The following is a 14,198-nucleotide window of genomic DNA, read 5'->3' as shown; positions in this document are numbered from 1 at the left end:
ATTATTTGTCCTTATCGATAAAATGGTTAGTAGAATGACTTTGATCTTCTAATCTATTAAATTCATAGTCAGTTCTTTCATTATATTTTTTACCATTTTCTGCAATCTTAGGTTTTGTTGGGATAACCTCACCAGTAGGTTTTATTGTAACAATACGCCCATCCGGATGCTTATAAGTCGTATATCCCCCCCCACTAGTACCTTTTAACTGAAAGCCTTTAGAAATAAGATCAGAGTTTAATTCACTCAATGTGTTTGGTCTGACTGTATTTATTACTCCACTCGTCCCCTTTCCAACATTAATTTGTTGTTCTTTCGCTACATGCTCACCAAATTTACTACTTTCGTTTGCTTTCTGATTGGCAGCCTGATTATCAAGTATTTTATCCTTAGTCTCTTTATAATTTCCACCACCTTGTTCAACATTTCCTTTTCCGTGTTGTAGCTCTAAGTCTGTTTTGTCTAATGGTTTATTGGCAGTAGGTCCCTTTCCGGTCTCCAAACTACCAATCTTAACTGGGGTCCATTTCCCGTCAATCCATTGTATAATCTTACCGCCTAAAGCAGCCGTTGCCGTTCCCGCAACAGTATAGAATGACGCTTCACCAACATCATGCCCAGTCATACTTGCTAAGTTAGTCAATGCTGTTTCAAAAGAATCTGCTGGGATCTCTTTATTTAACCATTCTCTTGGAATGCTTGCTATTTTCTTTCCAAACTCCCAAGCGTCATCAGCAATTTTTCCTAGTGAGTTGTCATCAATGTATCGAATAGCTTTATCGCCACCTTCAACAATGTTATCAACCAACTTGCCAGGCGCATTTTTCATTCCTTCCCATAAGGATTGAATTTTTGTGTCATCAGGATAATATCCAAAACTCAGATCATCTGGTGATGCACCATCAGTAACTATAGTATAAAAATCACGATATCGATTATCTATCTCTTCCTGCAACCAATCTCTTCTTTCTAACTGACAAGTTGTATAGCCTTCACAATCCGCTATAATTTCTCGATATCTCTCAGCATACTCTTCTAACAATTGATTTTTATATTCTTGTAATGCTCTGATCTTTTCTTTATCAAGCTCATTTGTTTCTTTTACTACCTGCATTTGGCATTTTCTATCACCATTACAGGCTGCATATTTCTTGTCTGCTTCAGCAACATCCGCAGGGCTCAACAAGTTATTCTCAACCGCATTCTTCCCGGCAGCAATCGCCGCACCGGCAGCGCCGGTATCACCGCCACCGGCGGCAATCGCCAGGCCGGCTGCCAGCTGGGCGAGGGCGCTGATGTTTTGTTTTTCAGCTTCGGTTAAGTCTTTAACGTCTTTACCGTAGAGTTGCTCACGAATCAGTTTTGCCGCCAGTTCACCGGCAACCGCACCGACCCCACCGGCAATCGACGGGCCACCTTGCAGCTCAGCGACAACGGCGCCGAGTATCGCATGGGCAATTAAGTTACCGGCGATATCATCGGTCACCCAGTTACCTTTTTCATCAGCATGACCGGTATGCAGTTTGATTTGCTCGGCAATCCACGGCGCACTGGCACCCGCCAGACTACCGGCAATATCACCGGTAATCACCCCGGTTACAATCGCCATAGCGGTATCAATCCCTTTACTGACATCACCGCCCATGGTGCCCAGGTTTTTATCTTTATTTTTATTGGTTTCCAGCTGCTTATCAACCAGCGCATAGTAAATATAATCTTTATTATCTTCATAATATTGTTCAAATGAGGCGTATTTCGCTTTTTCCTCATCACTTAAATATTTATATCGCTTTTCTGCTTCCGCCCGGGTTAACGCATCCTTATTTTTATCCACCTCTTTTTGTGCCTCAATGCGGTCATATTTCTTCACCACACTTTTAGCCTGTTGGGCAATATCTTTAATCAGCTCAACCGTCTCAATTTTATCCAGCTCTTTTTGCTTATCAAAAATCTGTTTAAGCGGATTATTGGCACTGTCCGTATCCCGGCTTAAGCCGTTGATATCCTGTTTTTGCTGGTCCTGATTGCGGATGATTAACTCGCCTTTTTCCACCGCTGATTTGGTGGTGCTTGAGTCACTGTCACTGTCTTTAAATGCCGTTGGCGCACCGGGACCGGCGGTGCCACCACTAATGGCAACATGGGTCACTTTAAAGTCAGCTTTATTTTTAATATCACTGAAGCTGATAGTGCCGGTATCAAGTTTGTTTTTACCGGTATCTTCCGCTTTCGAGGCAATCACCGCGCCTTTTAAGTCCGTGTTATTGCCGACCGTGATATCATAGCCGCCTTTACCGGCAAAGATACCCGACTGGTCGGTCACACTTGCCCATTTACTTTCCATTTCAGTGGCCGATAACGAGCCGTTCGCACTCACCCCACCATAACCGGCGGTGCCGCTGACCGAAGCACTGATTTTTTCATAATCATAATTATCGGTATCTTGCAGTGACTGAATGTTAAGATTATTGCCCACATTCATCTTCACCGTATCACCTTTTAACTGACCACCGACCACATTCACATCATGACCGGTTTTGATATTGAGTTGATTTTTAGCATCAATCACACTCTCGGTCCAGGCACTGCCGTCAGCGTTTTCCCGCTCCCGACTAAAGTTACCGTTGGCTTTAAACCGCAGACCACTTTCATCACCACCAAACTGAAGCTGAATCCCCACGCCGCCGCCGTAGCTTTTCTCATCCCGGTCACTGTGCTGCGTATTGACCGCACCAATCACATTCACATCCCGGTTAGCGGTCAGATTAATATCATTGCCGGCTTTCACCTCACTGCCTTTTAAGGTGATATCCCCGCCTTGCTCATTTGCATCACCGGTTGCGGTGATATGAATATTCTGCCCGGCAGAGACCCCGCTACTGATAACATTATGTTGCTCCTGATTGACCTCCCGCTCAGTGCGCTGCGTGCCCACCATCACACTGACACCGATTGACGCCTGTTTTTGACCTTGCTGATTTTGCAGCTGCAAATCTTCAATCGCTTCAAGTGCGGTCAGCGCAGATTTAATTGATTGCAGGGCTAATAACTTATCATTGCCTTTCTCTTTCGCCCGCTCAACCGCTTTGGCCGCTTCATACATATCTGCTGCCGTACCGGTTAAGGCAATGGTCAGTCCGGATTTCTCATAAGTGTACTGCTCGTTATAGGTAGTTTTGGCATCAAGTGCCTCGATAGCCACATTCTCACCGGTTAAGTTCACATCCTGCTTGGCAATAATATCACTGCCTTTGACGGTGATATCCTTACCGGCCTGAATGCTCACATTACCCTCCGTGCTGCCGACGGTACTGCCTAAATAGGCTTGCTCGCTATCGGTCTGTTTCAGATTTTCTTTCTCATGACCAATGGTCACCCCGATACCGCCACTACTCATCAGCCCGGATTTTTTTGTCTTCGTCTCTTGTTTACGGTAATAAGACTCCCCGGCGGCATCAATATCAATATTATTGCCCGCCTTCAGATTGACATCATGGGTACCGACCACCTGACTACCGGTGACACTTAAATTATTCCCGGCGGCAATGGTGACACTATCGCCATAGAGCTGACTGCCTTTTTCGGTGGTATTATCGATTTGCGTCTGCGTGGTGGTGGTCGTTTTATTTAAAAAGCCTTTGCTCGAACTCTTATGGAACTCATCTAACTCAAATCGCTCAGACGACGTCCCGATAGCGATATCATTATCCGCATAAAGCCCTAATTGCTTACCGGCAGCAATATCGACCGTTTTGGCATCAATATCATGCCCGGCACTTAACGTCACATTATTAGCGGCACTGATTTCACTGCCAACGACATTGTGTTCATGGCTTTTACGATAATGTTTGCCGCCACCTAAATCTAACTTCTCTTCAATCTCAGCGGCAGTAAAGCGAATATCATGACCGGCGTGCAACGACGTATTGCCTGTCTCGGCATTATTAATAATCCAGCCGGCTTTAGCATGAATATCATGCCCGGCATCGATAACAATATTGCCATTATTCACCTGAATGATACTGGCCTGGTCGATATTGGTGGTGACATTATTACCACGGATTTGCGTGCGGGTACCGGACAGAAGATTGATATCATTATCGGCAGATAAATAAACCAGCTTATCACCGACTAACTTCCCGTAATTGGTAATATCATTTTTCGCATCAATTGCCACCCGCTCACCAAATACCGTGCCACTATTGGTGACATTATTGCCGGATAACTGAATATCTTTTTTCGCATTAATTAATCCACTGCTATTAAGCGCCTGACCTTTAATAAAGACATTATCACCGGCAATTAACGCACCGTCATGGCTGAGCTCAGTGCGGTTAACAATGTAAACCTGCGGCACTAAAACATCGATAGCTTGATGATTAATGACCACCTGCTTTTTCACCAACAAGACCATATCAGTGGTTAACGCTTTCATCTGCTCAGCAGACAGCTCCACCCCCGGCGCAATACCGTATTGATTAGCAAAGCTAATACCGGCATCCATTAAGGCTTGATACTGCGCTAAATCATTTTCATAGCCTTGCAAATAGCGATGACCGGTCAAACCAACGATTTGTTCCTTAATCAGTTGTTGTTCATAATAACCGTCACCTAAGCGCTTAAGCACCGAGTCCGGATCGGCTTTTAAGCGACTTAACATATAGTCTGAACTTAACCATTTCTTACGCTGAGTAAAGTTAGGGTCGGTTTCAATAATATAATTTTTATCGGTATCTTTATTGACGATCCATAAACTGTTATCCGGCAGGGTTAAATTAGGCTCATAAATGCTGATAGTTTTAGGCGGGGTGATACCCTTATCGGCGGTGGCTAAATCGGCATGATCTGCCTGTTGGCTTTGCTGATTTAAATGGTCATCAATATTATTATCGACAGGGGTATTTGCAGAGGTGATAACCTCCTGTTTATCGATTGTCGCGTTAACCGCCGTGGTGTTATCGTGCCCAAAATGCGGGTTATCAATCTGTTTTTCGTGTTGCTTAGCTGAATCTTGAACAGGCTGATTAATATCAACATGTTGATGGGTATTTTCAACCGTGGTTGGTTGACGAGCGGTATCGTTTAATTGAGCCTGCTCAAATATTTGATGATCTAAAATATTGGTATTTAATGCATTATCAATAAACGCTTCATCGGCTTTTGTATAATTATAGGATCTAAATCTATATTCACCTTTACTTTTTTTTCTATGTAAATTAACCCTTCCCGAATAGACATATTTTGATAAAACTTCTTGCGAGATATTGTTTAACTGATCGACATTAATATTGACATTTTTACCGGCAATAATTTTACTGTCGTGATTATTTAACGTTTGTCCTTGTATCGTAATATTACCGGTAGCGGTGATTTTACTTGGATCTGTTTCAATCAATACAGTACGATATTTTTGTTTATAGATGTCATAATGCCAGGAATTTTCCGCCCCGTATACGCCTTTACTTGGAACATACATTCTTTGTAAATTCATGGTATTACGTAAATTCAATGGAATATCATTCCATTTGTACAAACATCGACTATGTTTGTCACAAGACACGCCTTGAGCATGACTCATATATTTACTCTTAATGCGATAAAGCACATCATCAGGCGAGTATTTGGTTTTCCCTTCCCCCTCAGACGTTTGAAAATAGACTTCATGTTCCGGTGGCTCGTCACTTTGGCGCATTTCAGTGACAATATGGTCATTAATATTATTAATGCGCTTAGCATTAATCAATAAATTGCCGTGTGATTCAATGGTTGCTGAATGGTTTTCAATCAGTTCGGCTTGACCTTTTACATTGTAATGTTCATCAAGTTCACCGCCAATAATAAAATCACCCAGACTCAATAACTGAGCATGCGCATAGTTATTGAGCGTATTGACCCCTAAATGAAAATTTTGTCGGGCAGCAATGACCGGCGCAGTACCATTTTGTGCCCGATTATTCAGCGTTATGGCGTTAATGGCTAAATTATCGGCATAGATTCGACCGGTTTGTAAGTTATTTAATGTGTTACTGTCAATAATTGCGGTTGTGCCATTAATTAGGCCATAGTTGGTGGCATTTTGATGATTTAATGCCAGATAATCGGCACTAATTTCTGCTTGTTGTTCATTGATAAGTTGTTGGCTTTTTAAGCTGACTTGTTTGCCGGCTGTAATTTTGTTTTTATTGATGATGTCATTTTCACTGCTAATCGATAAGTGACCATTCGCGGTAATTTCACTGTCATTAACAAAACTGTCTTCTAACTCAAGCGATAAATCATTTTTCGTTTTAATCGTACCATTACCACGAAATGATTTTGTTTTGAGCAATAAGTTGTCAGAGAGTAAATAACCTTGATCGTTATCAAAGTCCTTAGCATCAATAATAATTTTATTATTGGCGGTTAAACTGGCTAACTGATTGTTTAAAGCGTTGCTTTCGAGCAGGATATTTTCTGCCACATAGTGAGATTGGCGGTTATTAATTTGCTGTGCCTTAATATCAACAAGACCATTGGTTTTAAACGAGGCGGATTGGTTATCAATATTGATTGCCTGTAATGAAATACCGTTATTAGACAATAATTTGGCATGTTGATTTTCAATATGACCATTTAATGAAGCGAGTTTAATGGCGCCACTGGCGGTCAGCTCAGCAAAACGGTTGTTGATACCGTTAGCAACATCGAAAGTAATAGTGTTTTCCGACACCACATTAGCCAACTCATTATCAAGCGTTGCCGCATTAATGTCGATATTGCCTTTGGCTTGTAAATCAGCTTGTTGGTTATTGATTTGATTGGTTTGAATCGATATCGCTTTATCCGCCACTAATTTGGCATTTTGGTTAGCAATGTCGTCAGCCTTAATGGTCAAATCGCCTTGCGTTAATATTTTTGCTTGTTGGTTATTGAGTGTTTGGCTTTCAATATTGGTACCGTTTTTACCGGAAAGCAGTAAGGCGGACTGATTGTCAAATTGATCGGCTTTGACCGCAATTTCTGTTTGCGATTGTAATGTTGCATTAGCATTATTCAGTGCTTTGGTGGCTATTTTTATGGCCGCATTCGCCACTAAAGTCGCATTAGCGTTGTTAAACGCCTGATTATTGATCGTTATTGCATTATCGGCTTTAAACACGGCGTCTTGATTATTGAGTTTAGTTGAATCAACGGTAATTGATTGACCGCTAAATAATTTAGCCTCGGCATTCTCGACGGTTTGTGCCTCGATCGTCATATTGTCTTTAGCACTCAACGCCGCTTGATCATTATTCAGTTGCTGGCTGTGAATAGTTATGGATTGATCTGAAACAAGTTGAGCCCCTGAGTTATCAAATTGGTTAGCGTTAATGTTGATATTCTGCTTTGCCTGCCATTTAGCCTGGTTATTAATCAGCGTTGAGGCGTCAACATCGATATTGCCTTGTGCGCCAATTTCACTTTCCGTGGTATTGATTTGCTCAGCGCGAATTTGCATATTTTTTTCAGCAACCAGTTGGGCATTTTGTAACGCTAAAACGTGCTGTGTATTAATTTGCATATTGCCTTTACTACCAAGCGAGGCTTGATTGAGTGAGGCGTTTTCACTGTTGATAGTGAAATCACCTTCAGAAACATACTGCGCAAGGTCACTGCTAAGTTGCTTGCTTTTAATCTCAATGCCTTGTTTAGCCTGAATCACACTCGATCGATTATCCATAACATCGCTGGTTAGATTAATGATGCCATTACTGGATAATTGCGCTTTTTGATTATCTAACTGGTTGGATTTTAGGGTAATAGATTGCACTCCCCAAAGTCGAGCAGCGCTGTTGATGATGTTATTGGCATTAATATCGATACCTGCCGTTTGGGCAATGAATATACCGGCATTATTGTTAACGTTTCCGGTTGCATTAATACTTATTTTACTTGCCTGAATTCGCGCTTTTGTGTTGTCGAGATCCTGGGTATTTATGGCCAGATTTTTGAAAGATATTAAGGTTGCTTCACGGTTATCTAACTGCTCACTGTCAATAGTCAGGTCTTTTTCAGCCTGAATATTGGTGTATTGGTTATTAAAGTATTTGGCGAATATTGCAACATGACCGCCACTGATCCATTTGCCGTCCTGGTTATTGAGTTCGGTCGTGTTGATCGTCATGCCATTTATGGCATAAAGCGTTGAATGATGGGTGTTGGCTTGCGCCGCTGTCAGATTCAGTTGTTGGTTAGCGTACAATTGACCACGGTTGAATGATGCCAGCTTTAAAGCTTTAATGGATAGATCTTTGGCCGCTCTGATAACCGCATCGTCAGCCTCAATGGTCGTGGCGTCCAAATTGATTTGACCGTTGGATAAAAACTCACTTTTGGTTAAGTTCTGTTGCTGACCACTAACGTTAATATCGTCCTTAGCACTGACAGAAGCATCGGTTAAATCAATTTGCTCACTGTCTAATGCAATGATGCCTTCGGAATAAAGAGTTGCACCTTTGGCACTCAATTGCTTTTCCGCATCTAATGTTATGTTAGTATACCCATACAAATAACTGTTGTTGGTCGATAACTGCCGGGCAGAGAGTGATAAGCCATTATTGGCGATCAATTTAGCGTTATCATTGTTGATTTTTTCAGAATAAACCATGATTGATTTATCTGATAAAATTGTACCAAATTGGTTGTTAAATAATTGATAAGCTGAAATGTGAATGTTGCCGGTACCTTGCAATTTACCCTTTTCATTAAACAGGTTATCACCGGTCAGGCTGATTTCCCGGCCGCTGACTAAGGTGGCGCCTTGATTATTTAAGCGATTAAAGTAGTAATTAATCGGCCCATTCGATCGGATAAAGCTTGAAGCGTTTTCGATGGTATTGGCTTCAACATAGATATCTTGCCCGGCTTGTATATTGGCTTCTTGCGTGGATAACGTTTGAGCGGTAATTGCTAATGATTGCTCAGTAACGGCCTGTAAATTATCCATAATGGCGTTATTTGCCGATAGTGAAATTTCCCCTTTAGCACTTAAGTTACCCGATTGCATCTGCACATCATTGGCCTGGATATCAATGGTACTATTAGTGTTAAGGTCTGCTGCTTGCGCTTTTATTTGATCTGCTTTTAAGGTGATAGACTCTTGCGCTAACAGTTGGCTATGGTCGGCGGTGAGCTTATTGGTTTGTATTTCAATCCCTTGTTTAGCTTGCACTGTGGCGTTATCAATATCGATTTGTTGGTTATTTGATAACTGTAATTGTTGCTCTGTCTGAATTTTTGCCGAATTGAGAGAAATATTCTCTTCACCGGTCAAATGCAGCTTATTGGCATAAGTTTGACTGTTGTTCAGATTCAGATTGTTCTTTGCATTGAGCGATAGTGTCTGGCCGGCACTGTTTTTACCGTTGAAATTGATGTCATTTGCGGTGCCGGAAATATTGCCTTTATTATGGATCAGTTTTCCTTGCTCATTAATGCCGGCGGCAACTCGACTTGCCTCAGTGCTGTCGATTTTTTTGGCATTTAAGGTAATATCATGTTGAGCGATGATTGCCCCTTCATTGGTGATCGCATTTTGACTATTTAATTTAATATTTTGTTTACTGTAGATCTGACGGCGATTAGTGATATCTTGTTGACTGTTTAAGGTGATATCTTTCTGCGCTTGTAATGTACCGGTATTAATAATTTTTCCGTCTGCACGAATCACGATATTATCTGAGCTTGCGCCAAGTTCGCCGGCATTGTGTACCCCAACGCCTTTTTCGGTACCAATCATGTTGATTTGACCGGCATACATGCCGCCAAATTGTGAAACATCGATCGATACTTCGGGTTTATCTTCGGTATGAGTACTGTCTAACGCAGTAACGTTTTTGGTATCACGGCTGACTTGATTTTTACCGGTGATAACATTGGCTTCATTTGCCCATACCGCAGCATTAATCGATACTGAGCGGGCAATTAAATCGGTATAGCTTTGCGTTGAGCCATCGAGCCCTTTACCGGTGACATTAATATGTCCTTGTTCAACCCGGTAACCGGTTAATTCACCATTATCGATAGTCGGGGTACCGGTGGTTAAGGTGCCTCGATTCGCGTTAATAAAGCCACAACCATGACAGGTAATACCCGAAGGGTTAGCGATAATCACTTGCGCTTTTTGTCCGGCAACTTCAATCACGCCATTTAGTTGGCTTGGATTACGTGAATTGACTTCATTTAAGATAATTTTAGCCGGACCGGTTGTTTTTAAGTTTTCATTACCTTGAACATAACCGCCAATCTGGGTTTGATTGATTTTGCTGCTGTTGTTTAAAATTACCCCTTGCTGTGAGACATCAAATTGGGTGTATTTATTGTGTGAAAGACCTTTATTATTCGGCGTTTGTATATTAATTTGGGTGACACCATTTGCCGCCGAGATCACTTGCGGTTGCTGATTTTTATTTGCCTGATTATCAACAACAATATTATTACCATAGGCTGGTGAGATGATGGATACAAAGCCTAACGTGATAGATACGAATAAGCTTATCGGTTGCAATGCAAATAAACAGGATTTGAATAATGATTGTTTATCTTCTTTATTGGCTTTTTCATGACCATTAGGCGTTTTAGCAATATCGGCGACAACCATTTGGATACCGCGTTTTTTATTAAAAATGACTCGATATAGGTGCTTATTCATTTTTTAATTCCTTCATTCCATTCTGTTTATTACTTATTTCCATGTATAACTGGTCGGGTATACGATGTGTAATTCACGCAATACTCAGTTAATAATTCCAATTGATATTAAAGCCTAACGTCAATGGATTGGTTTTAAATCCTTTCGGTTTGCGAATTGGCTTACCGGCAAAGAAGTCATAATAGAATCCATAATTATTGCCCCGCACACCAACAACGCCACCGGTTAAATGTCGGCCAAGCAGGTACTCACTTTTGGTACCGGATACTTCACCGGTATCAATACCCAGATAAGGCTCGTGATTAAGCGGTGCTTGCCAGGCAAACTCATTACGTAAATACCAGCCTCGATCGGCTTTCAAGGTAAGCTCGCCATCAAAACCGCGTACACTCCAACGTCCGCCGATTGAAAACTGTTCAGGTGAGGTTAAATCCCCGCCTCGGGTATATTGCCCTTGATAATCTAATCGATAGCGAAACGGTTGCTCAGCCAAACTAAATGGGACATTGGCTGAAAAGTTAACTAAAAAGATCTCAGACAGGGGACTGCCGCTATTTTCCGGGCTTTTTTCTTCCGGTGCTTTTTTAGCATTAAACCAACGTACGCCTTTTTGATAAGTTATACCCGCATCTAACGTGATATCTTTAATATAGTGTCGATGCTGTAAACCCAATTGCCAATGTGTGGTTTTGCGCTGTTGAACTTCAAGCTCCGTATTATTGATATAGTTATGCGATTGGCGCAGTGAAAGGCCATAGCTTAAGGTTGTTTTTTGTGACTCATTACGGTGAATAACGCGGCTAAGTTGGATATTGGCATTACGGCTGCGCCCACTGTACTGATAATTGACATTTTGCCCGGCTACAGTTTGATGATATTTATTACCGGATAATGATGTATTGAGCGTCCAATAGCCGAAAGGTACCGAATAGGACAATAAAAAGTTACGGGAGCCGTATTCGCCTTTTCCGTTTAAATCATGTCCTACTGATCCATAAAACGAATCACTCAATGATAACAGGTTGTCCAGATATAAAGTGGCACCACCCTGATCACGACCGGTAGCTTTGGTGCCCGAGTCATCAATCGATAACCCTAATCGCCACATTTTAGTCTGCTTGCGACTAATCATAATATCGCTTTCACCCGGCTTATCACCCGGGACTAATTGCATTTGCGTGCTGACTGTCGGTATGCGCTGAAGATTTTCAAGCCCTTGCTCGATATCACGTAAATTTAAGATTTTCCCTTCTCTTGCCGGCATCGCGGTGTAAAGTTGCGCATATTTATCACTGTCATCGGTGTAACGTACATGTCTCACTTTACCTTCAACCAGGAGTAATTTTAACACCCCTTGGGTTAAATCCTGCTCCGGCACAACCACTCTTGTAGTAATATAGCCATAACTGACTAAGCGATCTTGAATGGCGCTCATTAAAATGTTCACCCCTTTAGCGCCTAAACAGCGATGCTCTGCTTGTTGGGCAAGCTTGTTTAAAGGAACAAACCAGGGTAATTTATCACGCTCAAGCAATTGAACCTGATCAATATTGAAACATAAAGACTCTTGCGGAAAATTTAACTCGTTGACACTGGTTGTCGGCGGAAGCAAATGAATATCGGGAGCAGTGGTATTTAATGATTCTTCTAAAGCCTTTTGACGCTCTTGTTGATGAATCAGTTGCATATCACCCAACTGTTGCGTAGCAGGCAATTGAGCTATTGCTATGGGTGATGTTAATACGATTGTTACAGCCGCAATACAGCTATATTTAAATAAAAAATCCATATAAAATCAAAATCTAATAAAAATCCTTTTTTGAAATATTAACATATGACTAATAAATAGTCTATTTAAAAACGATAAGTGTTTTTATATAAAAAGAAATAGGTAATCTGTTCGGTATAAATGTATTTATAGGGGGGCATTATTGGTTGTAAGTTAGGCTTAGGATAATTTGAAGTATTTTCTTGAGCAAAGAGCAAGAATTTATCCTGCTCTTTTTGTAGTGGGAATGAAGTTTATTTTTAACTAAATTTCATCATTCATATAAAATTAACTCTCGGATATTTTCATCCTCGTTGTTTCAGTTGGATTAATATCTTCAAATCTTCTCGAAAATTAGAAAGACCAATCTTCCACTTTTGTAAATAACACACCTTTAGGATTAACTTTCATAATAGCATCAACAACGGTCTTATGGTAAAGATGATTGTTGAATTCAGTCTAATTTTCAATCAATATCATATTTGTTTATTAATTTAAATTAACTCAATAGTCTCTTTTAAATCTTGTAGTTGGCAGGGAATTTGGATCTTAATAACCATATTTATTTTGAATATCAAATCGGTCGGTGGTGAGTGTACAGAGAGAACTTTTATCAATTCAGATGATTTTTACCTTACTATCTATTTTACAATGTATTTGCCTTTTATTATTTTTCGATTGGAACCTTTTCACAATCCAGCCGGCACAAAAGTGCAAAGACACTCAGCTTGATACTATGATGTGTAAAGGTTTTAAATGCTAAAACCCGAGTTATTTTATTGCTAATAGTACAATGGTGTACTATTTATAAGTTATGGGTCATTTTAAATATAACTTTAAGTTATAAGCACCTAAATAATTGTTATTTATTAACCCAAATACTTTATTGATAGACTGAAACCCTATACAAAGTCCAATGGGGGATAATAACAATGAAATTTTTAACTAAATCACTGACGGCGGTTGCCTTAATTGGCTCATTATTTGTTGCGAGTTCGGTCTATGCCGATCGCTTAGATGATATTGAAAAACGCGGACAGATCAAAATAGCGGTATTTGATAGTAATCCGCCGTTTGGCTATATCGATGAAAAGACTAATCAAATTGTCGGGCTTGATGTTGATTATGCTAATGAAATCGGTAAAGCTTTAAATGTAAAAGTTGAGTTAGTTCCCACTAATCCAGCCAATCGTATACCTTTATTAACTTCACAAAAAGCCGATTTAATTGTGGCTAATTTTACAGTGACTGAGGAGCGTGCCAAAGCGGTCGATTTTAGTGTGCCTTACTTTGCAACCGGACAAAAATTTGTTGCTAAAAAAGGCGTGTTAAAAACGGCAGATGATCTTAACAATCTTCGTATTGGCGCAGATAAAGGGACGGTAATGGAAATTACCCTACGTGAAAAGTATCCTACTGCTAAAGTGATTTCGTATGACGATACGCCTTTTGCCTTTGCTGCCTTACGTAATGGGCTAGTTAATGCTATTACTCAAGATGATGCTAAGCTAATTGGTTTATTGGCTAATGTGCCGGAAGATCAACGTGCAGAATTTGAAATTTCACCATTTAGTATCACTCAAGAGTATCAAGCCGTCGGCATTCCAAAAGGTGAAACACGTTTAAAAGATAAAGTGAATCAAATTTTATTAAATCTTGAAAAAGACGGCGAGGCTGTCACTATTTATAATCGTTGGTTTGGACCAGATACTAGATCGGCCATGCCACGTGGTGATTTTAAAATAGGTAACGGTCAGTAAC

At 40.7% G+C, this 14,198-nt stretch carries 3 protein-coding genes; 1 reads left to right on the top strand and 2 read right to left on the bottom strand.

The genetic code is table 11. From position 1 onward, the window contains the following. Nucleotide 1: 1 nt before the first annotated feature. Nucleotides 2-10,669, bottom strand: coding sequence for a hemagglutinin repeat-containing protein (locus GYM74_RS07710; protein WP_220217648.1), 10,668 nt, complete (start codon nucleotides 10,667-10,669; stop codon nucleotides 2-4). An 88-nt stretch (nucleotides 10,670-10,757) separates the two neighbouring features. Beyond that, nucleotides 10,758-12,458: a ShlB/FhaC/HecB family hemolysin secretion/activation protein gene (locus GYM74_RS07705; protein ID WP_220217647.1), complete on the bottom strand. Its 1,701-nt coding sequence runs from the start codon at nucleotides 12,456-12,458 to the stop codon at nucleotides 10,758-10,760. Between the two features lie 911 nt (nucleotides 12,459-13,369). Here GYM74_RS07705 and GYM74_RS07700 point away from each other — a divergent pair. Further along, nucleotides 13,370-14,197, top strand: a complete 828-nt coding sequence (locus tag GYM74_RS07700; protein ID WP_220217646.1) for an ABC transporter substrate-binding protein — start codon at nucleotides 13,370-13,372, stop codon at nucleotides 14,195-14,197. Nucleotide 14,198: the final 1 nt, after the last annotated feature.

It is taken from the genome of Gilliamella sp. ESL0405, from assembly GCF_019469205.1.
Classification (GTDB): domain Bacteria; phylum Pseudomonadota; class Gammaproteobacteria; order Enterobacterales; family Orbaceae; genus Gilliamella.
The sequence above is the reverse complement of the archived record's forward strand: the minus strand, read 5'-3'. Positions and strand labels throughout refer to the sequence as shown.

Coding starts and splice junctions, on each gene's coding strand:
- GYM74_RS07710 (WP_220217648.1), bottom strand. CDS start 10,669: ATGAATAAGCACCTATATCGAGTCATTTTTAATAAAAAACGCGGTATC.
- GYM74_RS07705 (WP_220217647.1), bottom strand. CDS start 12,458: ATGGATTTTTTATTTAAATATAGCTGTATTGCGGCTGTAACAATCGTA.
- GYM74_RS07700 (WP_220217646.1), top strand. CDS start 13,370: ATGAAATTTTTAACTAAATCACTGACGGCGGTTGCCTTAATTGGCTCA.